The following is a 20,876-nucleotide window of genomic DNA, read 5'->3' as shown; positions in this document are numbered from 1 at the left end:
GAACCGGTCCTCGTCGCGCTTGGATCTCAGCGGGGCACCCACCGTAGCAGCCTTCCGGCAACCGGCCAAACCCGCGATTCCCGCGTTCCTGGCCCAGTGGGGGGTGGTTCCAGCGTAGCCGCCTTGCGGCGCTACCCCGACCGTGCGTTTCCGCCGTTGTCGGTGTGGAACTACCCAAGCGTAACACCCCCCGGCCGCCCCTTCGACCACGCACCGGCGAGGGGTGGATCCGCGTCAGGTGAGCTTGCGGACCAGCCCGAGCGGGAGGTGGCGCATCGCGGTTCCGAGCGGCTTCCACGGCCAGGCCGGGACGCGGGCGGAGTCGACGCCCTTCTCGATGGCCTCGACGATGCCGCGCACGCCGGTCTCGGTGTCGACCATGAACCTCGTCTGCTGCTCGACCTTCTCGTTCATCTCCGAGCGGATGTAGCCGGGGTAGATGGTCGAGACGGTGATGTCGAGGTCGGGCTTGCCGAGCATCTCGGTGCGGATGCCCTCGGCGAGGTGGGCGATGCCCGCCTTGGTGGCGGCATACGTCGTCACGGTCTTGGGCATCCCCCGCATCGCGGACATCGACGAGATGACCACGAGGTGACCGCGCTTGCGTGCCCGGAAGATCTCCATCGCCGCCTCGCACTGGGCCAGCGCTCCGATGAAGTTCGTCATGGCCGTCGCCCGGTTGGCGGCGTACCCGCCGACACCGATCGGGGCGCCCTTTCCGAGGCCGGCGTTGACCACCACCCGGTCGACCCCACCGAGCTCGGCGTCGAACTCGTGGAAGACGCGGAAGACCGCGTCGTCGTCGGTGACGTCGAGCGCCTTGACCGCGACCACGCGGTCGGGGTGGGCAGCGAGGATCTCGGAGCGCAGCTCGTCGAGGCGTTCGGTGCGTCGGGCGCAGAGGGCGAGGTCGTGCCCACGGTCGGCGAGCTGGCGGGCGAGCTCGGCGCCGATGCCGGAGCTGGCGCCGGTGATGAGGGTCGTCGTCATGTGCAGGTCCTGGGGTCTCGGAGGGGTGGGGTCAGCGCAGGGTGAGCAGGTCGGGGTGCTGGTCGAGGTGCGAGGTGTCGTTGAAGGTCCGCAGTGTCGGGCCGCTGAGGCCGACGGTGAGGGTCGTGACCGAGGTGTTGGCGATGACGCGCTGCAGGCGGGTCCAGACCGGGGCGCCACCGTGCAGCGCCGAGGCCGTCACCCACGAGATCGCGCCGGCAGAGCTGACGACGACCGCCGTCTCGGTGCGACCGAGGTCCTCGGCGACCGCCTCGAGACCGGCCAGCACACGCCGGCCGAACGCCTCGAACGGCTCGTCGTAGTCGCTCGCGTGGTCGCCGGCGACCCAGCGGTCCATCGCCACGGCATACATCTCGTCGAAGGCCCGTATGGGCCGCAGGGTGCGTGCGAGGTCGGCCTTCATCACCGTCATGGACCGGTAGGCCGGCTTGTACGCCGTGAGGATCGGCCCGTGCGCGTACTCGTCCCAGGCGCCGTCGGCCACCGTCGGCACCACCCAGCCGGCGGCCTCCGTGAGCGCGGCGGCCGTGTCGACCTGGCGCTGCATCGACCCGCTGATCACCCGCGACGGCTGGACACCACGTGCGGCGAGGGCACGCCCGACGTGCCGCGCCTGGGTGCGCCCGAGCGAGGACAGACGGTCGTACTCCTTCTTCCCGAACGATGCCTGGCCGTGACGGACGAGGATGATCCGGCTCATCGGCGACCGGCGCGACGGCTCGCGCGACGCTGCTGGCGGAGCAGCAGACGGCACCGGAGGTCGAGGTAGAGGACGAACCAGCGCATCCGCTTCGCGCGGGGGTTGGTCGTCTCACCGCGGTAGGTGCGCAGGTAGATCTGCTGCGCGATGACGGCGAGGCGGAAGAGGCCGAACATCTCGTAGAAGGCCCAGCGCTCCGCGTCCATCGGAATGCCCATGCGGTCGCAGTAGTAGCGGACGGCCTCGACCCTGGTGAGCATCCCGCGGGTGTGCGTCGGCTGGAGGCGCAGCGCCTTGGCGGCCGGGTCGTCGCCCGCCTGCACCCAGTAGGCCATCGCCCCGCCGAGGTCCATGAGCGGGTCACCGACGGTGGCCATCTCCCAGTCGAGGACACCGACGATGCGGGTGGGGTCGTCCTCGGCGAGCACGAGGTTGTCGAAGCGGAAGTCGTTGTGGATGAGGACCTGGCCCACGTCGGACGGGCGGTTGGCCTCCAGCCAGCGCATGACCGGCTCGAAGGACCCCACGTTCGGGGTCCGCGCCTTGCGGTAGCGCGCCGACCACCCTGCCACCTGCCGCTCGACGTAGCCGGGGCCGCGGCCGAGCGCCTCGAGCCCGGCAGCGACGACGTCGACGCGGTGCAGGTCGACGAGGGTGTCCAGGGCGTTGCGGCACAGCTGGTTCACGTCCGCGGGCGAGAGGCCGAGCGAGGCGGGCACGTCACGGCGCAGGATGGTCCCGACAATCCGTTCCATGACGTAGAACTCGGAGCCGATCACCGACGTGTCGCCACAGTGGGCCACGATGCGCGGCACACGGTCGTAGACGCGACCCAGCGCCGCCTGGATGTCGCTCTCCCGTCGCATGTCGTGCGCTCCCCTGGCCTTGGTGCCGATCGGGGGCCGGCGCAGGATGAGGTCGCGCCCGGGGTAGCGCAGCAGGTAGGTGAGGTTGGACGCGCCGCCCGTGAACTGGCGCACCTCGGGGGTGCCCTCGAGGCCCGGCTCGCCGGGGGCGTTCGTCCGCAGCCAGTCCGCCAGCGCCTCGACGTCGAACGCGTCCTCGTCGCGCACGGCTGACGCGTTGCCCGGTGTCGTGGGAGACCGCTCAGGCATCGCCGGACTTCCGGGCCAGCTTCTGCCCCGCCCTGGTCGCCATGGCGTCGTATGCCGGCCGCACCAGCCGCTTGGTCCAGAAGGCTTGGCGGCCGAGACGGTCCGTGAGAATGACCCGTTTGTGGCGGTCGATCCCCTTGAGCACGACCTGGGCGACCTCGTCCGCGCTCATCGACGCCCGGGTGATGAGCTTGAGGGCGGTCTCCTCCATCGCGGTGTCCTTGCCCTGCAGCGACTCGTGGAGGTTGGTCCTGAAGAAGGCCGGGCAGATGACCGACACGTGGATTCCCCACGGTGCCAGCTCGAAGCCCAGCGTCTCGGACAGGGCGACGACGCCGGCCTTGGCGGCGTTGTAGGAGGACATGCCGGGGCCGTGGATGAGCCCGGCCAGCGAGGCGGTGTTGACGATGTGCCCGGAGCGCTGCTCCTTGAGGAGTGGGGTGAACGTCTGGCAGCCACGGACGACACCGAGCAGGTTGATGTCGATGACCCGCTCCCAGTCGGAGATCGACTCGACGTCGATGCGTCCACCAGTCGCGACGCCCGCGTTGTTCACGAGCACGTCGAGGCCGCCCCACACGGCACGGACGTGGGCGAGCGCGGCGTCCCAGTCCTGCTGGCTCCGGACGTCGAGGCGGAGGTAGTCGGCCGCCTCGGGCACGGAGGCCGGGCGTGACTCGGCGAGGTCGACGACGAGCACTCGGTCCCCACGGCCGAGGCAGGCTTTCGTCAGGGCCAGGCCGAGGCCGGACGCACCACCGGTGACGAGGACACGACGGCTCATGAGCGGCTCGCCTTCTCTGCGTAGGGGTGGAGCAGGATGCGCGCGATGACGCCGAGGTGGACCTCGTCGGGCCCGTCGGCCAGGCGCAGCGACCGCGCGTTGGCGTAGGCCGCGGCGAGCGGGAAGTCCTCGGACATCCCGGCGCCACCGTGGAGCTGGATCGCCATGTCGATGACGTCGCAGGCCATCTGCGGCACGGCGACCTTGATCTCGCTGACATCGCTCATCGCACCCATGGCGCCGACGGTGTCGAGCTTCCACGCGGCGTGGTGGACGAGCAGCCGGGCCTGGTTGATGGCGATGCGCGCGTGGGCGAGCCGCTCGCGGTTGCCGCCGAGGTTGGCGAGCGGCTTGCCGAAGGCGGTCCGCGACGTGGAGCGCTCGCAGGCGAGCTCGAGGGCACGCTCGGCCAGCCCGACGAGGCGCATGCAGTGGTGGACGCGACCCGGTCCGAGGCGTCCCTGCGCGATCTCGAACGCCCGGCCCGGCCCGGCGAGAATGTTGCTCACGGGCAGCCGGACGTCGGTCAGCGAGACCTCGCCGTGCCCGATCGGCTCGTCGTGCTGGCCGAAGGCCGAGAGCATCCGCTCGACCCTGACGCCGGGATGGTCGAAGGGCAGGAGCACCATCGAGTGGCGACCGTGGCGGTGCGCCCCGGGGTCGGTGACCCCCATGAAGATGGCGACCTTGCAGTCGGGGTTGCCGACGCCGGTGGACCACCACTTGGTGCCGTTGAGGACGACCTCGTCGCCGTCGATCGTCGCCGTGGCCTCCATGTTCGTCGCGTCGGACGAGGCGACCCCCGGCTCGGTCATGAGGAAGGCGCTGCGGATCCGGCCGTCGAGGAGGGGCTCGAGCCACTGCTCCTTCTGCTCGTCGGTGCCGTACTTGAGCAGCACCTCCATGTTGCCGGTGTCCGGGGCGTTGCAGTTGAAGACGAGCGGCGCGGAGAACGAGCGGCCCATCTGCTCGGCGATCGGGGCGTACTCGGCGTTCGTCAGGCCGGCGCCGCCGTCGGTGCCGAACCGGACGGCATACGGGCCCTCGTGGCCGGCAGGCAGGAAGAGGTTCCACAGTCCCTGCCCGCGCGCCTTGCCCTGCAGCTCGCCGATCAGCGGGTGCGCGGGCCACGGGTCCTCGCCCGCGGAGCGGCGGGCGGCGATGTCGGCGGCGATCACCCGCTCGGCCGGCTCGACCTCGCTGTCGATGAAGTTCCGCACGCGCTGCGCGAGGTCGAGTGAACGCTCCGACGGTGAGAAGTCCATGCCCCGACCCTAGGTGAGCGCACGCTTAGCCGGGAAGTGGGCTGACTCACGCGGCCCAGTAGTGACCCTCGCGCGCCTCCTCGAGCCAGTCGCCGAAGCGCTCTGCGACGTCATCGGGCGGGTGTGCCTCGACGGGAGGTGGGGTCCAGCCGTCGCCGAGGATCGGCGGCGCCGTCGAGTCGTGCACTCGACCGGTCGGGGTCTGGATCCGTATGCCGTGTGGTCCCCGTCCGTCGAGACCGCTCGACTCCACCCGGACGTGCCAGCCGTCGAGCTCCTTGACGAGGTTGTGCCGCTGGCACAGTCCCTCCCCGTTGGCGCCCGAGGTGGCCCCACCGGCGCGGACGGCTGTCACGTGGTCGGTCTGCCCGGCGGGTGCGTCGCACCACGGGATCCGGCACGTGGGGTCGCGCAGCTCGAGGAACCGGCGCAGGCCGCCGTGGAAGCGTCGTCGCGTCGAGTCCATGCCGACGAGGTCGCGGCCGCTCGGGTCGGTGAAGAGGCGGCGGAGCCAGGTCACCGAGCCGGAGTCGTCGAGTCCGACAACCCTTCCGCGCGCCTCGCACCCGGGGACAGCGCCCCAGCCCGGGATCACCGCGACGTCGTCGGCGGGGACATCGCCGCCGAAGGCCGCGGGCAGCAGCACCCGGTCGGTCATCACGAGACTGACCTCGACCGGCTGGGGCTGGCCGTGGGCCCGGCCGGAGAGGAGCTCGAGCGCGCGATCGGCGAGCCAGGCACCCTTGCCGCGGGTGTCCGCGCGAGCTGCCGCTGCGGCCGCCTCCCACTCCTCGGCGGAAAGGGTGGCGTCGAGGACGTGGCGACGCCCCTCCTCGGCAGTCAGCGCGACGTGCGCGCCGATCACGTCCGCCATCGGGCCGAGGATCGACAGCCACGCCATGCCGTCGGCGGCCGGCCGGACACTGACCCGGCGGCTGGCGACCGCGCGCCGGTTGCGCTCGGCGAGGGACTCCGCGTCCAGCGCTGCGCCCGCGCGACGGGCCGCCGCCGTGAGGGCCTTGTCACCCAGCGAGCTGATCGTCGATGCGAGCCGGCGGTCGACCTCGGCCCGGTGCTCCCGGCTCAGGCAGGCGGTCTCGCGGACGACGATCACGGCGCGCCGCTCAGTGATCTCGCCCCGCTCGAGCGCGGCCATGGTCGCCGGCATCTCCTCGACCAGCGCGCGAGCCACTCCGACGTGCTGGTCGGCCAGCGTCGGGGAGCACCGTCGCGCCAGGGCCAGGTCGGCGCGCACACTCCGGGAGTCCTCACCCAGCTGCTCGCGGTCTACCACGGCAGCAGCGGTCAACCGGGCCTGCGCCGCGGCGGCTGCGCCCTTGAGCGACTCCAGCGCCGACACGACCTCGACCCGCTCGGCCTCCGTGAGTCCCTCGGCGGACACTGCGCCCAACGAGGACACGACGGAGCGGATCCGGACCCCGGGTCCGCTGCTCTGTCTCGCTGTCCCTCCCATGCATCAATAGTACACCTGTTCGACGACGTCTACTCGAGTTGTCCACAGCGAATTCCTCTGTCGCACAGGACATTCGGCCGTCAGGAGGTGAACTGCTCGAGCAGGCCGTGCATCCGCGCCTCTGGTTCCTGTCCCCGAGGCAGCACCTCGGAGTGGACTCGGCGGTTGACGAGACGGGGCCGGTAGACCTTGACCTTCCACGGGCGCCCGTCAGATGCGCGTCCGACGAGCCTGCGCCGCACCTCGTCCACGAGCTCGACCTCCAACCCGTGCGAGGTGGCTGAGTCCTCACCCGGCGCGGTCACACGGCCACCGACGGTGTCACGACGACGGGTATGCCGTTGAGCACCGCGTTGCCCGACACGCCCTCGACCCGGGCCGGGTCCGTGAGGTCGTTCATGCTCACCCCCGGGAGCTCGACGGCACGGGCGAGGCGCACGCCGGGTCGGCGGTGGCCGTAGCCATGTGGCAGCGAGACGACGCCCCGCATGACCTCGTCGCTGGCGCGCACGTCGACCTGGAGTGACAACACCTCCGAGGTGACCGTGACGAGCGAGCCGTCCTCGATCCCGCGCGACGCGAGGTCGTCGGGGTGCATGAGCAGCTGGTGGCGCGGCCGCCCGCGGGTGAGGCGCGCGCTGTTGTGCATCCACGAGTTGTTGTCGCGCTGGTGGCGCCGGCCGATGAGGAGGAGGTCGCCGCTCGTCGCCGCGCGACGCAGGGCGGGCAGGCGCGACCGCAGCAGGGCGAGGCCCTGGGTGAGCACCTCCGGCATGAGCGAGAGGCGGTGGTCGGGGGTCCGCAGCCGGCCGGGCAGGCACGGTTGGAGCGGTCCGAGGTCGACGCCTCCGGGCGTGCGGGTCAGGCGGCGCACGGACAGTCCCGACCGGGCCGATCGCAGGAGCAGGTCGACCGACAGGCGCGGCGATGCCCTGAGCCGGAGCAGTTGTTGGAGCGACGGGCGCTGACCGCGCCGGCGCAGCAGGGCCAGGGTGAGGTCGCGCGCGATCTCCCAGTCGTGGCGCGCGTCCTCGGGTCGCTCGAAGAGGGCCGGCGAGAAGCGTGCCGTGTTGCGCACCGCGAGCGTGTGGAAGATGAGGTCGTAGTGGTCGCGCTCCAGAGGACCCGTCGGCGGCAGGATCACCTGCGCATGGCGGGTCGTCTCGTTGACGTAGGGGTCGATGGCGACGACGGCCTCCAGCGAGGCGATCCGCTCCGAGAGCCGCCCGCCCGCGGGAGTGGACGAGACCGGGTTGCCGGCGATGGTGAGCAGGGCGCGGACCGCGGGCGACTCGCCTTCCATCTCCTCGCCGAGCACCGAGACCGGCAGCTCCCCGCCGAACTCCGGCAGGCCGCGCACCGCGGAGGTCGTCCGTCCGCGGTGACCCCGGCCCATGAGTCCACGACCGACGATGTCGACGGCCGGGGTCGTGAACATCGTCCCGCCCGGCTGGTCGAGGTTGCCGGTGATCGCCATGAGGCACTGGATCGCCCACTGGCAGAGCACCCCGAACTCCTGCGTGGAGACGCCCATCCGACCGTGGACGGCGGCTCCGCCCGCTGCGATGTCGCGAGCGAGCTCGCGGATCGACTGCGCCGCAACGCCGCTGACCTCGTGCGCCAGCTCAGGGGTGAAGTCGGCGACGAGCATCCGGAGCGACTCGATCCCGTCGACCCACTCGGCGGGGCGGGCGAGGCCCTCAGCGAGGACCACGTGGACGAGGGCGAGGAGCACCGTCGCGTCGGTGCCCGGGCGGATGAAGAGGTGCTGGTCGGCGACGGCCGCAGTCTCGGTCCGTCGGGGGTCGATGACGACGAGCCGGCCGCCTCGGCCGTGCATCTCTCGCACCCGGTTGGGGAAGTCCGGCACGGTCCACAGCGACCCGTTCGAGGCCATCGGGTTGGTGCCGACGAGGACGACGAGGCGCGAGCGGTCGATGTCGGGGACGGGCAGGAGGAACTGGTGCCCGTACATCGCCCACGCCACGACGTGGTGCGGCAGCTGGTCGACGCTCGTCGCGCTGAAGACGTGCTTGCTCCGCAGGGTGCGTGGGACCGAGATGCCGTGGGTGAGTGCACCGAGGCTGTGGACGTTGGGGTTGCCGAGGTAGGTCGCGACGGCGTCCCTGCCGTGCCGCTCCTGCACGCCGTGGAGCAGGTCGGCGGCGAGGTCGATCGCCTCGTCCCAGCCGATCTCGACCCACTCGTCGCCGACCCGCCGGACCGGGCGGCGCAGGCGGTCCGGGTCCGTGTGGAGGTCCTGCAGCGCGACCCCCTTGGGGCAGATGTGCCCGCGCGAGAGCGGGTCCTCCCGGTGACCCCTGATGCTGACGATCTCAGGGCCACGGACCTGCACCTCCAGCCCGCACATCGCCTCGCAGAGCACGCAGGTGATGTGCCGCGTCGTGACCTGCGGCTCCGTTGTCGTCGCCACGGCGTCAGCCTCTCGGGTCGATGCCGGCACGCGGTCGGTATGCCGGCCGCTCCCGTCGCGTGGCCGCGCGCCGGGCTTCCGCGGCGTTGGCGCCCATGAGGAGGCGGGCCTGCTCGAGGCGCTCCCAGCGGAAGGTCCGGCGGTCGCCGGCGGTCCAGGTCCGGTTGAAGAGGCGCTTGGTGGCGGCGACGGAGTCCGGCGAGCGCTCGGCGATGGCGGATGCGAGAGCCAGCGCGCCGGCATACGGGTCGGAGTGCTCCTGCGTCGCGAGACCGATCCGCACCGCCTCGGTGCCGGACACCGTCTCACCGGTCATCGTCAGCCGTTTGGCGACGTCCATGCCGACCTGCTGCGAGAGGGCCTGGATCCCGCTCATGTCGGGGATGATCCCCCACTTGGCCTCGAGGACGCTCCACGTCGCGTCCGGCGCGGTGATGCGGAAGTCGGCCGCGAGCGCGATCTGGAGGCCGCCGCCGAGGCAGTGGCCGCGGACGGCGGCGATGACGGGCACCGGCAGGCGGCGCCAGGCCCAGCACGCCTCCTGGAAGGTGTTGGTGCCGCGCCACGGGCGCGGCGCGAAGGCTGCCGCGACCCGGCGCGGCTCGCGCAGGACGGCGGCGAAGTCGAGTCCGGCGCAGAAGGTGTCACCGGCTCCGGAGAGCACGACGGCCCTCAGGGTGCGGTCCTCGCGCAGCCGACGAGCGGTGTCGACGAGCTGCTCGAGCGTGTCGAGGGTGAGCGCGTTGAGCTTGTCCGGACGGTTCAGGGCCACGTGCGCGACACCGGCCTCGGTGCGACTGGTGACGAGTACGGTCATGCGGCCGACTCTAGGCGGAGGTTCCCCGCGTCAGCCGACCGGCGCGGGGGCTGGTCGGGTGTCGGAGCGGTGCTTCATCAGGCTGAGCCCGAGGACGCCGGCGCCGAGGACGGACAGCCCTGCGCCGACCCAGCTGGGCGCGGTGTAGCCCCACCCGGCGGCGATGACGAGGCCACCGAGCCAGGCGCCGAGCGCGTTGGCCGCGTTGAGCGCGGCGTGGTTGCTCGCGGCCGCCAAGGTCTGTGCCGAACCGGCGACCTGCATGAGGCGCAGCTGGAGGTTGACGACGAGGATCCCGGCGAGCACGGACGACAGGAAGTAGAAGAAGATCGCCGTCGGCCACCACTGCGCCGTGAGGGCGAAGGCGACGAGGTTGGCGCCCATGCCGACGCAGCCGATGGTGATCGACCTCAGCACGGACCAGTCGGCGAGGCGACCCGCCAGGGGCGTGCCCACGAGCCCGCCGATGCCGGAGGCGAGCAGGAAGATGGGGACGGCGCTCGCGTCGAGCCCGGTGACGTCGGTGACCGTGGGCGCGATGTAGCTGGCCATGGCGAACATGCCGCCGAAGCCGATGGCGCCGACGAGGAGGGTCAGCGCCACTTGGGTCGTCGCGAACCCCTTGAGCTCGCGCCGGATGGTGCTCTCGATGTTGCGCTCGATGTGCGGGACGTAGGCGAGGAGCATGCCGACCGTGAGCACACCCAGCACGACGACCAGCCAGTAGGCCGAGCGCCAGCCGTGGTTCTGGCCGAGCCAGGTGGCACCGGGGACGCCGGCGACGTTGGCGAACGGGATGCCGAGCATGACCCGGCTGACCGCGCGGCCCGACTGGCCGGACCGCGCGAGGTCCACCGCGACGAGCGCGGCGACACCGAAGAAGGCGCCGTGCGGCATACCGGCGACGAAGCGGGCGACGAGGAGCCACTCGTAGTCGGGCGCGAGCGCGGTCGCGATGTTGCCGATGACGAAGGCCACCATGAGCCCGACGAGGAGAGCCTTGCGCGGCCAGGTCGCGCCGATCACGGCGAGGAGCGGGGCACCCACGACGACCCCGGCCGCATACGCCGAGATGGTGTGACCTGCCTCGGGGATGGTGACCGAGACACCCTCGGCGATGTCGGGGAGCAGCCCCATGGTGACGAACTCGGTCGTGCCGATGGCGAAGCCGCCGACGATCAGGGCGATGGTCGCGAAAAGGGCATGACGGGGTACGGGCACACCTGGACAAGCCGTGACGAGCCGCTCACATTCCCCGCGGCGACCGGGCGAGAGGACGGGTCGCGACCCGGAGCGCGCCGTCGCGACCGGCGTGGACGGGGCGCAGGGCGGCGGCAGCGGCGGCGACCACCGCGTCGGTCAGTCGCGCCAGCCGGTGGGAGGGAGCCTTCCACGCGTGCCAGTACAACGGGATCTCGACCGTCTCGTCGGACAGGCAGACCAGGCGTCCGTCCGCGAGCTCGGCGGTCACCGAGACCTCCGGCACGAGGATCCAGCCCAGACCGGCCACCGCGGCGGACCGGAGCCCGGACGCGGAGGGCACGGTCGAGGGCGGAAGGGTCGAGGACAGCCCCCGGGCGGCGAGGTAGCTCTCCTGCAGGTCGTCCCTGGAGTCGTAGCGCAGGACCGGGAGGTTCTCCCAGTCGACCTCGCCGCCGCGCGAGAAGCGGCGGGCGAGACCGGGGTTCGCGACGGCGACGTAGCGGATGGCCCCCAGGAGCACCTGTCGACACCCCGGCACCGCGTCGGCCGAGGACGTGATCGCGGCGACGACCTCGCCGTGGCGCAGCACGTCGAGGGTGTGGTCCTCGTCGCGGATGACGAGGGACAGCCTCGTGTCGGCCCAGCCGCTCGCCTCCCGGAGCACCGGCGCGAACCAGGTGTCGAGCGAGTCGGCGTTCACGGCGACGGGGATCTCGGCCGGGGCGGCCCGGGTGACCCCGAGGAGCTCCTGCGACTCCGCCTCGAGCAGCTCCACCTGCCGGGCGAAGCGCACCAGCACCGCACCTGCCTCGGTCAGGGTGCAGGGCGAGCCGCGGCGGACGACCACCTGACCGGTGCTCGTCTCCAAGGCCTTCACTCGCTGGCTCACCGCCGAGGGGGTGAGGTGGAGGCGTCGAGCAGCGAGCTCGAAGCTGCCCGTCTCCCCGATGGCCGCCAGGGCGCGAACCTGCTCCAGGTTCATGAATCCATCTCATCACCCGTAAGCAGGATTCGTCGGCGGTTGGCCGAAACTGCTCCGGCGCCCGGCGGCCCGACCCTACGTTCGGGAGGGTCGCCGCCACGGGGGCAGCGACCACAGGAGGAGGAACGACATGTCTGTACGTAGGTGGGGCCGCCGGGCGGTCCTCTCGAGCGTCGGGGCCGTGGGGGCGCTCGCGCTCGGGGTCAGCGCGGCGTCAGCGCACCACTGCTACATCCCGATGTACTCGCTCGACGGGCCGACGAGCTCCAACTGGTTGGTGTTCTCCGCAGAGGCCGGTGCCGCCGATTTCGGGATCTTCACTGCGCAGTGCGATGCCCAGGTCGACGCCGGCTACGCGGCGCTGCGCGCCGAGGGGCTGCCGGTCGGCATCAAGATCTTCGAGAAGATGACGATCGGGAACCCGAAGGGCGACGAGACCGGTGGGAGCAGCAACCCCAACGGGGCCAACGGGAAGGGCCTCGAGTACTTCGGCGCCGGTTCCACGCTTGCCGACGAGATGCTGATGACCTGGGTGCAGGCCGCCTCGTCGACATCCTGCGACTGACTCGTCAGGGGACGGCGGGGACCCACACGGACCAGGGGCCGGGTGGGTCCCCGCTCCCTGTCCGGGGCCGACCCGGGGACGCCGCCGCCTCCCTAGACTCGGCCCATGCGCGCAGCCCAGGTGACCCGGCTCGACGGACCCGACGCCGTGGAGGTCGTCGACCTCCCCGCGCCGGAGGTGCCGGCCGGGCAGGTCCTTCTCGACGTGGCCGCGGCGGGGGTCTCCTACCCGGACGTGCTCCTCACCCGCGGGCAGTACCAGATGAAGCCTCCACCCCCCTTCACGCCGGGCAGCGAGGTGGCCGGCTTCGTGAGGGTGGCACCGGCCGGCAGCGGGCTCGAGGTCGGCGACCGGGTCGCGGCCTTCCCGTTCCTCGGCGGCTTCGCAGAGCAGGTGGTGTGCGACCCCGACCTGGTCTTCCCCCTGCCCGACGGCGTGACCTTCGACCAGGGCGCCGCGCTGCCGATGAACTACCTCACCTGCCACTTCGCCCTGCGCCAGCGCGGACGCCTGGCCGAGGGGGAGAAGGTCCTCGTCCACGGGGCGGCGGGTGGGGTCGGCACCGCCGCCGTCCAGCTCGCCAAGGCCTGGGGTGCAACGGTGTATGCCGTCGTGTCCGACGATGCGCGCGCCGATGTCGCGCGCGCAGCCGGTGCCGACGAGGTGGTCCTGGCCGAGGGGTTCAGGGACGCGGTGGCCGAGCTCACCGCGGGCCGCGGCGTGGACGTCGTCGTCGACCCCGTGGGCGGCGACCGGTTCACCGACTCGCTGCGCTCCCTGGCGCCTCTCGGCCGCCTGCTCGTCATCGGGTTCACCGCCGGGTCGATCCCCGAGGTGAAGGTCAACCGGTTGCTGCTGAACAACCTCGACGTCGTGGGCGTCGGGTGGGGTGCCTACTGGATGGGGCGGCCGGGGTTCGTCCGCCGCCAGTGGGACGACCTCGTGCCGTTGCTCGAGGCCGGCGACCTCGACCCGGTCATCGGCTCGGTGCGCGACCTCGACGAGGTGGCGGTCGCGCTGGCCGACATCGACGAGCGCCGCGCCACCGGGAAGGTGCTCCTCACGCCCTGACGGGCTCCTCGGTCGCCGAGCGCTCGCGCCTCGTAGCTCGCACAGGCGCCACCCGCGAACCGACGACCACCAGCTGCCCATGCAGGTGCGGGTGGTCGTGCTGCTCGACCGAGGTGAGGAATGCGTCTGCATCGGCGTGGATGAGCACCCGGTTCGGGGTGCCTCCGACCCCGGACACCTCCGGCGCAGCGCTCTGCACTGCTGCGCCGCGCCGCAGCAGGGCACACTCCCCGCTGTGCACTGCCGCGCTGGGGCGCAGCAGTGCACAGCGCGAACGGAGCACCCGTTCGGGCTCTGACAGACTCGGGCGCATGGACTTCCGCAACGCCTACGCGCACGGGTTCGCCCGGGTCGCCGCCTGCACCCTGCCCGTCGTCATGGCGGACCCAGCGAGGAACGCGGAGGCGACGATCGAGCAGGCGCGCGCCCTCGACGAGGACGGTGTCGCGGTCGCGCTGTTCCCGGAGCTCGGACTGTCGGGCTATGCGATCGACGACCTCCACATGCAGGACGTGCTGCTCGACGAGGTCGACCGGGCGATCGTCACCATCGCGCAGGCGAGTGCCGAGCTCACCCCGGTCATCGTCGTCGGCGGCCCGCTGCTCATCGGCAACCGTCTGCTCAACTGCGCCGTCATCATCCAGGGCGGACGTGTCCTCGGTGTCGCGCCCAAGTCCTACCTCCCCAACTACCGCGAGTTCTACGAGAAGCGCTGGTTCGCCGCCGGGGACGACGCCGTCGACACCCTCGTCAACCGCCCGCACTGGCCCGGCGCCGACGAGGACGGTGACATCGCCTACGGCACCGACCTGCTGTTCGAGGCGGTCGACGTCCCGGGCCTCACCGTGCACGTCGAGGTCTGCGAGGACCTGTGGGTGCCGGTCCCGCCCAGCCACCGCGCCGCGCTCGCCGGTGCGACCGTCCTGCTCAACCTCAGCGCCTCACCCATCACCGTCGGTCGGGCCGACGACCGCCACCTCCTCGCGCAGTCGGCGAGCATGCGCTGCAACGCGGCCTACCTCTATGCCGCGGCGAGCGAGGGCGAGTCGTCGACCGACCTGTCGTGGGACGGCATGACGATGGTCTACGAGATGGGCCGCCTCCTCGGGCAGAGCGAGCGCTTCCCGACCGGTCCCCGGGCGACCGTCGTCGACGTCGACCTCGACCGGATGCGCCAGGAGCGGATCCGCCAGGGCAGCTTCGACGACAACCGCCGCGTCGAGGGCATCGGCGAGCCGGGTGGCGAGACCTTCCGGGTCGTCGCCTTCGAGCTCGACCCGCCGACCGGTGACATCGGGCTGCGCCGCAAGGTCGACCGCTTCCCGTTCGTCCCCGACGACGAGGCCCGGCTCGCGCAGGACTGCTACGAGGCCTACAACATCCAGGTGTCCGGGCTCGAGCAGCGGCTGCGCGCCATCGGCCAGCCGAAGGTCGTCATCGGCGTCAGCGGCGGCCTGGACTCCACCCACGCCCTCATCGTCGCCGCCAAGGCGATGGACCGGCTCGGCCGCCCGCGCACCGACATCATCGGCTTCACCATGCCGGGCTTCGCGACGAGCGAGGGCACGAAGTCCAATGCGATCCACCTCATGGAGTCGCTGGGGATCAGCTTCGAGACCCTCGACATCCGTCCTGCCGCGACGCAGATGCTCGCCGACCTCGGGCACCCGTTCGGCCGGGGCGAGGAGGTCTACGACGTCACCTTCGAGAACGTCCAGGCCGGGTTGCGCACCGACTACCTCTTCCGCGCCGCCAACCAGCGCGGGGGCATCGTCCTGGGCACCGGCGACCTGTCCGAGCTGGCGCTGGGCTGGTGCACCTACGGCGTCGGCGACCAGATGAGCCACTACGGCGTCAACACCGGCGTCCCCAAGACGCTGATGCAGCACCTCATCCGGTGGGTCGTCTCGTCGCAGCAGTTCGAGGGCGAGGTCAACGCGACCCTCACCGAGATCCTCGACCAGGAGATCAGCCCCGAGCTCATCCCCACCAAGGAGGGTGAGCAGGTCCAGTCCACCGAGGCGTCCGTCGGTCCCTACGCGCTGCAGGACTTCACGCTCTTCCACGTGCTCCGCTGGGGCTACCGGCCCTCGAAGATCGCCTTCCTCGCCAGCCACGCCTGGTCCGACGCGGCGAGCGGGGACTGGCCGGCGGGCTACCCGGAAGGCGAGCGGCCGGCATACGACCTCCGGACGATCCGGCACTGGCTGGAGATCTTCGTCAAGCGCTACTTCGCCAACCAGTTCAAGCGTTCGGCGCTGCCCAACGGCCCGAAGGTCGTCGCCGGCGGGACGATGTCGCCTCGCGGCGACTGGCGTATGCCGTCCGACGTCTCGTCCGCGGCGTGGCTGGCCGAGATCGAGCGCAACGTCCCGATGGCCTGAGCCTTCGCCTCCGGGGGGACGAGACGCAGGATCGGGGCGCGACCATCCGGGGCCCGTCGGTTGCCGGCCCGGCCGAGGTTGGCTAATTGGTTGACGGAACAACTATTGCTCTGGCACTGTTGTGGAAAGTGTCAGCCACCATCTCCACCGTCACAGGAGTCCCGATGCCCATCTCCGCCGTCCGCCTCAACCACGCCGTCCTCTTCGTCTCCGACCTCGAGCGCAGTCTCGCCTTCTACAAGGCCGCCTTCGGTGTCGAGATCGTGGCCCGCGAGCCCCGCGCGAACGCGGCGTTCCTGCGGATGCCCCGTTCCGGGAACCACCACGACCTCGGCCTCTTCGGCGTGGGCGCCCAGCCGCCGCGCCCTCGCGGAGCCATCGGCCTCTACCACCTCGCTTGGCAGGTCGACACGATCGAGGACCTCGCGCAGGCCCGAACGACCCTCCTCGAGCTCGGTGCCTACGGTGGCGAGTCGAGCCACGGTGCGACCAAGAGCATCTACGGCCAGGACCCCGACGGCAACGAGTTCGAGGTCATGTGGATGCTCCCGCGCGCCAGCTGGGGCGAGTACGAGAACAGCGCGCCCATCGACCGCCTCGACCTCGACGGCGAGATCGCCCGCTGGGCGGGCACCGGGACCGCCGCCGAGCTCGTCCCCCAGACCGCCCGATGAGCGGCGCCTTCGCGGCTCCGGTCGCCGCCTTCCACGGGGAGGACCTGCCCGAGCAGCCGCTCGTGGTCCTGCTGCACGGACGCGGGTCGGACGAGCGCGAGATCCTCTCGCTCGCACCGCACCTCCCCCGGGGTGCGACCTACGTCGCGGTCCGCGCACCCATCGCCGAGGGTGGCGGCTACGCCTGGTTCGCCAACCGTGGCATCGGGCGGCCGGTCGCCGAGTCGCTGGCCGCCATGATGGCGTGGTTCCGCACCTGGCTGGACGGGGTCGCCCCGGCCGGGCGCCCCGTCGTGCTCGTGGGGTTCAGCGGCGGGGCCGCGTTCGCGGGTGGCCTCGTGCTCTCGGACCCGACCCGGTATGCCGGTGCGGCCATCCTCTACGGCACGCTCCCCTTCGACGCGGGCGTGCCGACGAGCCCGTCGCGCCTGGCGCTCCTGCCGGTCTTCGTGGCGCAGGGGGACAGCGACACGGTGATTCCGGGCGAGCTGCTCGCGCGCACGTGGAGCTATCTGCACACCGAGTCGGGAGCGCCGGCCCAGGGCCACCGTGACCCGGGCGGCCACGGCATCACCCCGGCCGCGCTCCAGCAGCTGGCCGGCTGGCTGCACGCCCGGCTCTCCTACGCGCTCACGCACCCGAGCCCCAGCCCCGCCTCCGAGGTCGCCTGGCCGACCCTGCCGGAGGGTCGGCTGTCCGACCGCCGGGGCGCTCGCCCGGACGTGTCCTGGCGCATCCCCCAGCAGCAGCAGTCCGACACCTCTCCGGTCGAGGTCCAGGAGCAGCTGTTCGCGCGGATCTCCGCCCTGGGCGAGGTGTCGAGCGGCGAGTCGCAGATCTCCGTCCCCGGGGCTCGCGGCCTGGTGCTCGGCGGGTCGACCGGCCCGGACGAGGCCTTCCTCGTGCCGGAGGTGAGGGAGTTCGCGCACCTTCACCCGGCATACGACGGGTCGCTGCACCTCGCACTGCCCGCCGCCCAGGCGGCGGATGTCGTGGCCCACGGGTGGGGCACGCCGCACCCGTGGGCGGGCAGCCGGCTCAGCCTCGGCTTCACGATGGTCTTCGGTCCCCGCGACGCCGAGGAGCTCGAGGTCGTCGCCGGGATCGTCGCAGCGAGCCACGCCTATGCGTCGAGCGCCGTCGAGGGCTGAGCGCAGACGCGCCCGCGACGGTGACACCGCCGGCCGGCCCTCAAGCGGAGCGGTGCGTTCCCGAACCGGGTGCGGCGCCAAGCGACTCGAGGGCCGGGCCGTCCATGCGGAAGACGGTCCACTCGTCCTGGGCCCGGGCGTCGAGGCTCTCGTAGAAGCCGATGCTCGGCTCGTTCCAGTCGAGCACCCACCACTCGAGCCGCTGGTAGCCACGGTCGACACAGGTGCGCGCGAGCGTGGCGAGCAGCTCGCGGCCGAGCCCTGCGCCGCGCTGCTCGGGCTCGACGAAGAGGTCCTCGAGCCAGATGCCGTTGACGCCGGTCCACGTGGAGAAGGTGAGGTACCAGACGGCCATCCCGACGACGCGCCCGTCGACCTCGGCGACGTGGGCGAAGGTGGTGGGGGTGCCGCTCTCGGGGAAGAGTGCCGCCTCGAAGTGCGCCTCCGTCGCCCTCACCGCGTCCGGCTCCTTCTCGTACGTCGCGAGGTCGCGCACGAGCTGCAGGATGGCGGGGACGTCGGCCGAGGTGGCCTCGCGGATGGTCATGCGCGCGACTGTATGCCGCCGCGTAGGTTGGCAGCCATGGCAACACCTCACACCGACCAGACCGTCCACCCGTGAGCGTCATCGGCGACGCCCGCATCCACCACGTCACCTCGGAGCAGACGTGGTCGCGCGCGGTGGAGGAGGGCTCCTTCACCGAGTCGACCCTCGGACGCAGCCTCGAGCAGGAGGGTTTCATCCACTGCTGCGACCCTGCGCAGCTCGACGGTGTGCTGACGATGTTCTACGCGGACGTCCCGCACGACCTGCTGCTGCTCACCATTGACCCGGAGCTCCTCACCGCACCACTCGTGCGTGAGGTCGGGAACCCCAAGACGGGCGAGACCTTCCCGCACGTCTACGGCCCCCTCAACCCGGACGCGGTCATCGAGACCCGGGTGCTGCACCCGCCCCACTCCCGGGCCTGACCGCGCGCCGAGCGCGCCCAGCGCACCCGGGCCCTGATCACCCGACGGTGGACCGGCCTCGCCGAGCAGGATGCGTGTTGAGCTCGAGGAGCATCTCGAGCAGCCGCTCGGCGGCGGGGTTGGCGCGACCCGTCTCGCGGACCAGGACCGAGATCTCACGGACCGGCGTCGGCTCGCTGAGGCGAAGCCGCACGACCTCGGGGGGAAGGGCGCGCGCAGCGAGGCGAGGCATGACCGAGATGCCCACGCCGGCCGCGACGAACTGGATCGCCGAGTAGTGCTCCTGGGCCTGGACGGTGAACCGCGGCGTGAATCCGGCTGCGGCACACGCGGAGACCACCATGCGGTGGACGAGGCTGCCGTGGAAGTCGTTGGAGACCCACGTCTCGCCTCGCAGGTCGGCCAGACCGATGGTGCGCGCCCCCGCAAGCTCGTGGTCCCTCGGGAGGACGGCCACGAACGGGTCGGTGGTGAGCGGCACCTGGCGATAGCCGGGGCGTGGCGTGCGCCCCTCCCCATCCGCCGGGTCGAACACGACGTCGATGTCCGGGGTCACGCTGCGACCCGTCCGCTCGGAGAGGATCAGGTCGACCGTGAGGTGGGGGTGCTCGGAGGTGAGGCGCTTGACGAGCCCGGGCATCCACGCGGCGCCCGCGGAGGCGAAGTACCCGATCGTCAGCCGACCGCTCCGACCCTCCCTGAGGTCACTGACGACGGAGTCCAGACGCCCCCACTGGCTCATCGCCTCCTCGCTCTGGGCGGCGAGCTCCAGCCCGGCGGCCGTGGCGACGATGCCGCGCCCCTGACGCTGGAAGAGCACGAGCCCCGTCTCACGCGCGAGCGCGCTGAGGTGCTGGCTCACGGCACTCGAGGTGAGCCCGAGGTTGTCGGCAGCGGCCTGCACGGAGCCGCTTCCGACGACGGCCCGGAAGACGCTGAGGCGGTGGGGGTCCAACATGACCCGAGCCTACTGCGACTCTTAATCCGTACTTAACCACCATGTAGCAAAGTCACGTTGTGCTAACGAGTTGAAGGTTGCATCATTGACTCCATGATCCCCCGCACGCAGACCCTGTCCACCGCCCACCGCATCGCCGACCGCCTGCGCAACCTCCGCCGTCAGGGCGACTCCGGCTGGTCCACCACCGTCGACATGGACCAGACCCGCGCGAGCCACGAGCTCATGGTCGCCTCGCAGTTCCAGCACCACCACCGCTCGATCTGACCCGCAGGCCCGAGCCCGCGGCGGCTCCACGCCGCGCCGGCACCCAGCGCTGAACCGACGCCCGGTTCAGCGCTGACTTCTCTGGGGACTGCGCTGACCGACGAGCCGGTCGATCGCGTGCAGCTCGGCGCTCGCCGCCTCCGCTTCCGCGCCGAGAGCCGGGAACGCCGCCCGACGGGCCAGGGCGGCGATGTGGTCGGGGTCGAGACCGCTGCGACGGGCCCCCTCGAGGCTCTGCGGTGAGAGCAGGTCGGGCAGACGGAAGACGGGTGCCGAACCACGCCGTTGCGGCCCGTGGTGCACCGTCACCTCGGCGGGGGGCGTCCGCACCTCGCCCTCGGACATCCCGAACGCCCCGAGCACGAGCCGGGCGTACGCCGCGTGCCCCTCGACGTTGGGGTGGTACGACTCCTCCAGCGGCCACGAGACCCCGCTGACCCACTCCTCCTGGTCGCACACCGCATGCCCGTCGAAGTCGGCGCGCGGGTCGACGAACACCGCGCCCGCGTCCCCCGCCACACCCTCGATCACCGCGGCCAGGTCGGCGACGCCCTGCTCCAGGCGGCTCATCTCGTACGGGCTGAAGAACGTCAACGCGTTGCAGTCCTCCCCGTTGAACAGCACCGGGTATGCCGTGATCACCAGCTCCGCTCGGGGCGCACGCTCGCGGATGCTCGCCACCAGACGGGTCAGCCGACGGGGGAGCTCGGTCGTGAGCAGCGCGAAGGCGTCGTCGATGACGGCGTCGGAGTCGACCATCCACGAGGGCTTCGCGCACTCGACGATGACGGGCACGAAGCCGACGTCGTTCCCGCCGACGGTCAGCGAGACGTGGGTCGTCTGCGGACCGAGGACCGAGAGCTGGTCGCGCGCGACGTCGGCGACGGTCGCGCCGAGGCACGCCTGGTGGGCGAGGTCCTGCCCAAGCGCACGCGCGACGAGGACGGGGTACCCCCCGGTCGTGCGCCAGCACTCGCCGAGCCTGGCTCCGCCACCCACGCCCGCGGCATACGAGTCTCCGAGGGCGACATAGGGAAGGGGCACCCGGC

Annotated in this window: 21 protein-coding genes; 7 read left to right on the top strand and 14 right to left on the bottom strand. The window is 71.9% G+C overall.

What is annotated here, in order from left to right:
• Positions 1–234 precede the first annotated feature (234 nt).
• From ACOJV9_RS10755 to ACOJV9_RS10705, 11 genes are all read right to left on the bottom strand, one after another.
• Positions 235–990 (bottom strand): SDR family oxidoreductase, encoded by a 756-nt coding sequence (locus ACOJV9_RS10755; protein ID WP_420185203.1) that lies wholly within the window; start codon positions 988–990, stop codon positions 235–237.
• A gap of 31 nt (positions 991–1,021) precedes the next feature.
• Entirely contained in the window at positions 1,022–1,711 is a 690-nt protein-coding gene (locus tag ACOJV9_RS10750) for a histidine phosphatase family protein (protein ID WP_420185202.1), read from the bottom strand.
• Entirely contained in the window at positions 1,708–2,826 is a 1,119-nt protein-coding gene (locus ACOJV9_RS10745; RefSeq protein WP_420185201.1) for a phosphotransferase family protein, read from the bottom strand. The genes ACOJV9_RS10750 and ACOJV9_RS10745 overlap by 4 nt, the downstream gene beginning before the upstream one ends.
• Positions 2,819–3,610 carry an SDR family NAD(P)-dependent oxidoreductase gene (locus ACOJV9_RS10740; RefSeq protein WP_420185200.1) on the bottom strand — a complete coding sequence of 264 codons (792 nt, stop codon included), beginning with the start codon at positions 3,608–3,610 and terminating at the stop codon, positions 2,819–2,821. Before ACOJV9_RS10740 ends, ACOJV9_RS10745 begins: the two co-directional genes overlap by 8 nt.
• Positions 3,607–4,875 (bottom strand): acyl-CoA dehydrogenase family protein, encoded by a 1,269-nt coding sequence (locus tag ACOJV9_RS10735; RefSeq protein ID WP_420185199.1) that lies wholly within the window; start codon positions 4,873–4,875, stop codon positions 3,607–3,609. The genes ACOJV9_RS10740 and ACOJV9_RS10735 overlap by 4 nt, the downstream gene beginning before the upstream one ends.
• A 46-nt stretch (positions 4,876–4,921) precedes the next feature.
• The gene (locus tag ACOJV9_RS10730) at positions 4,922–6,349 is read right to left on the bottom strand and encodes an HNH endonuclease signature motif containing protein (protein ID WP_420185198.1); all 1,428 of its coding nucleotides are present in this window, start codon (positions 6,347–6,349) and stop codon (positions 4,922–4,924) included.
• Between the two features lie 80 nt (positions 6,350–6,429).
• Positions 6,430–6,654 carry a hypothetical protein gene (locus ACOJV9_RS10725; protein ID WP_420185197.1) on the bottom strand — a complete coding sequence of 75 codons (225 nt, stop codon included), beginning with the start codon at positions 6,652–6,654 and terminating at the stop codon, positions 6,430–6,432.
• Entirely contained in the window at positions 6,651–8,783 is a 2,133-nt protein-coding gene (locus tag ACOJV9_RS10720) for a molybdopterin-dependent oxidoreductase (protein WP_420185196.1), read from the bottom strand. Before ACOJV9_RS10720 ends, ACOJV9_RS10725 begins: the two co-directional genes overlap by 4 nt.
• A 4-nt stretch (positions 8,784–8,787) precedes the next feature.
• Positions 8,788–9,600: a crotonase/enoyl-CoA hydratase family protein gene (locus ACOJV9_RS10715; RefSeq protein WP_420185195.1), complete on the bottom strand. Its 813-nt coding sequence runs from the start codon at positions 9,598–9,600 to the stop codon at positions 8,788–8,790.
• A gap of 30 nt (positions 9,601–9,630) precedes the next feature.
• Entirely contained in the window at positions 9,631–10,821 is a 1,191-nt protein-coding gene (locus tag ACOJV9_RS10710; RefSeq protein ID WP_420185194.1) for an MFS transporter, read from the bottom strand.
• Positions 10,822–10,846: 25 nt separating this feature from the next.
• On the bottom strand, positions 10,847–11,785 hold the full coding sequence (locus tag ACOJV9_RS10705; protein WP_420185193.1) for an ArgP/LysG family DNA-binding transcriptional regulator: 939 nt from the start codon (positions 11,783–11,785) through the stop codon (positions 10,847–10,849).
• A gap of 130 nt (positions 11,786–11,915) precedes the next feature.
• On the opposite strand from ACOJV9_RS10705, the gene ACOJV9_RS10700 reads away from it, so the two are divergent.
• The 5 genes from ACOJV9_RS10700 (at position 11,916) to ACOJV9_RS10680 (ending at position 17,630) form a co-directional block, all read left to right on the top strand.
• Positions 11,916–12,350 (top strand): hypothetical protein, encoded by a 435-nt coding sequence (locus ACOJV9_RS10700; protein WP_420185192.1) that lies wholly within the window; start codon positions 11,916–11,918, stop codon positions 12,348–12,350.
• A 105-nt stretch (positions 12,351–12,455) separates the two neighbouring features.
• Positions 12,456–13,421 carry an NADPH:quinone oxidoreductase family protein gene (locus ACOJV9_RS10695; RefSeq protein WP_420185191.1) on the top strand — a complete coding sequence of 322 codons (966 nt, stop codon included), beginning with the start codon at positions 12,456–12,458 and terminating at the stop codon, positions 13,419–13,421.
• A gap of 311 nt (positions 13,422–13,732) precedes the next feature.
• Positions 13,733–15,805 carry an NAD(+) synthase gene (locus ACOJV9_RS10690; protein ID WP_420185190.1) on the top strand — a complete coding sequence of 691 codons (2,073 nt, stop codon included), beginning with the start codon at positions 13,733–13,735 and terminating at the stop codon, positions 15,803–15,805.
• Positions 15,806–15,969: 164 nt separating this feature from the next.
• Positions 15,970–16,479, top strand: coding sequence for a VOC family protein (locus ACOJV9_RS10685; RefSeq protein ID WP_420185189.1), 510 nt, complete (start codon positions 15,970–15,972; stop codon positions 16,477–16,479).
• The gene (locus ACOJV9_RS10680; protein WP_420185188.1) at positions 16,476–17,630 is read left to right on the top strand and encodes a luciferase domain-containing protein; all 1,155 of its coding nucleotides are present in this window, start codon (positions 16,476–16,478) and stop codon (positions 17,628–17,630) included. Before ACOJV9_RS10685 ends, ACOJV9_RS10680 begins: the two co-directional genes overlap by 4 nt.
• A 40-nt stretch (positions 17,631–17,670) precedes the next feature.
• On the opposite strand, the gene ACOJV9_RS10675 is transcribed toward ACOJV9_RS10680, so the two are convergent.
• Positions 17,671–18,177 carry a GNAT family N-acetyltransferase gene (locus ACOJV9_RS10675; RefSeq protein WP_420185187.1) on the bottom strand — a complete coding sequence of 169 codons (507 nt, stop codon included), beginning with the start codon at positions 18,175–18,177 and terminating at the stop codon, positions 17,671–17,673.
• Between the two features lie 71 nt (positions 18,178–18,248).
• Here ACOJV9_RS10675 and ACOJV9_RS10670 point away from each other — a divergent pair, with 71 nt between their 5' ends.
• Positions 18,249–18,602 (top strand): DUF952 domain-containing protein, encoded by a 354-nt coding sequence (locus tag ACOJV9_RS10670; RefSeq protein WP_420185186.1) that lies wholly within the window; start codon positions 18,249–18,251, stop codon positions 18,600–18,602.
• A 37-nt stretch (positions 18,603–18,639) separates the two neighbouring features.
• Here ACOJV9_RS10670 and ACOJV9_RS10665 read toward each other — a convergent pair whose 3' ends face one another.
• Positions 18,640–19,560, bottom strand: a complete 921-nt coding sequence (locus ACOJV9_RS10665) for a LysR family transcriptional regulator (RefSeq protein ID WP_420185185.1) — start codon at positions 19,558–19,560, stop codon at positions 18,640–18,642.
• Between the two features lie 93 nt (positions 19,561–19,653).
• Between ACOJV9_RS10665 and ACOJV9_RS10660 the strand changes: the two genes are divergently transcribed.
• Positions 19,654–19,827 (top strand): hypothetical protein, encoded by a 174-nt coding sequence (locus ACOJV9_RS10660; protein WP_420185184.1) that lies wholly within the window; start codon positions 19,654–19,656, stop codon positions 19,825–19,827.
• Between the two features lie 66 nt (positions 19,828–19,893).
• Here ACOJV9_RS10660 and ACOJV9_RS10655 read toward each other — a convergent pair whose 3' ends face one another.
• Entirely contained in the window at positions 19,894–20,871 is a 978-nt protein-coding gene (locus ACOJV9_RS10655; RefSeq protein ID WP_420185183.1) for an SGNH/GDSL hydrolase family protein, read from the bottom strand.
• Positions 20,872–20,876: the final 5 nt, after the last annotated feature.

The sequence above is a fragment of the Knoellia terrae genome (genome assembly GCF_048606435.1).
Taxonomy (GTDB): domain Bacteria; phylum Actinomycetota; class Actinomycetes; order Actinomycetales; family Dermatophilaceae; genus Knoellia; species Knoellia terrae.
The sequence above is the reverse complement of the archived record's forward strand: the minus strand, read 5'-3'. Positions and strand labels throughout refer to the sequence as shown.

What these genes read in the sequence shown, in the direction of transcription:
- ACOJV9_RS10755 (WP_420185203.1), bottom strand. Translation starts at nt 990, where the DNA reads ATGACGACGACCCTCATCACCGGCGCCAGCTCCGGCATCGGCGCCGAG.
- ACOJV9_RS10750 (WP_420185202.1), bottom strand. Translation starts at nt 1,711, where the DNA reads ATGAGCCGGATCATCCTCGTCCGTCACGGCCAGGCATCGTTCGGGAAG.
- ACOJV9_RS10745 (WP_420185201.1), bottom strand. Translation starts at nt 2,826, where the DNA reads ATGCCTGAGCGGTCTCCCACGACACCGGGCAACGCGTCAGCCGTGCGC.
- ACOJV9_RS10740 (WP_420185200.1), bottom strand. Translation starts at nt 3,610, where the DNA reads ATGAGCCGTCGTGTCCTCGTCACCGGTGGTGCGTCCGGCCTCGGCCTG.
- ACOJV9_RS10735 (WP_420185199.1), bottom strand. Translation starts at nt 4,875, where the DNA reads ATGGACTTCTCACCGTCGGAGCGTTCACTCGACCTCGCGCAGCGCGTG.
- ACOJV9_RS10730 (WP_420185198.1), bottom strand. Translation starts at nt 6,349, where the DNA reads ATGGGAGGGACAGCGAGACAGAGCAGCGGACCCGGGGTCCGGATCCGC.
- ACOJV9_RS10715 (WP_420185195.1), bottom strand. Translation starts at nt 9,600, where the DNA reads ATGACCGTACTCGTCACCAGTCGCACCGAGGCCGGTGTCGCGCACGTG.
- ACOJV9_RS10705 (WP_420185193.1), bottom strand. Translation starts at nt 11,785, where the DNA reads ATGAACCTGGAGCAGGTTCGCGCCCTGGCGGCCATCGGGGAGACGGGC.
- ACOJV9_RS10700 (WP_420185192.1), top strand. Translation starts at nt 11,916, where the DNA reads ATGTCTGTACGTAGGTGGGGCCGCCGGGCGGTCCTCTCGAGCGTCGGG.
- ACOJV9_RS10695 (WP_420185191.1), top strand. Translation starts at nt 12,456, where the DNA reads ATGCGCGCAGCCCAGGTGACCCGGCTCGACGGACCCGACGCCGTGGAG.
- ACOJV9_RS10690 (WP_420185190.1), top strand. Translation starts at nt 13,733, where the DNA reads ATGGACTTCCGCAACGCCTACGCGCACGGGTTCGCCCGGGTCGCCGCC.
- ACOJV9_RS10685 (WP_420185189.1), top strand. Translation starts at nt 15,970, where the DNA reads ATGCCCATCTCCGCCGTCCGCCTCAACCACGCCGTCCTCTTCGTCTCC.
- ACOJV9_RS10680 (WP_420185188.1), top strand. Translation starts at nt 16,476, where the DNA reads ATGAGCGGCGCCTTCGCGGCTCCGGTCGCCGCCTTCCACGGGGAGGAC.
- ACOJV9_RS10675 (WP_420185187.1), bottom strand. Translation starts at nt 18,177, where the DNA reads ATGACCATCCGCGAGGCCACCTCGGCCGACGTCCCCGCCATCCTGCAG.
- ACOJV9_RS10665 (WP_420185185.1), bottom strand. Translation starts at nt 19,560, where the DNA reads ATGTTGGACCCCCACCGCCTCAGCGTCTTCCGGGCCGTCGTCGGAAGC.
- ACOJV9_RS10660 (WP_420185184.1), top strand. Translation starts at nt 19,654, where the DNA reads ATGATCCCCCGCACGCAGACCCTGTCCACCGCCCACCGCATCGCCGAC.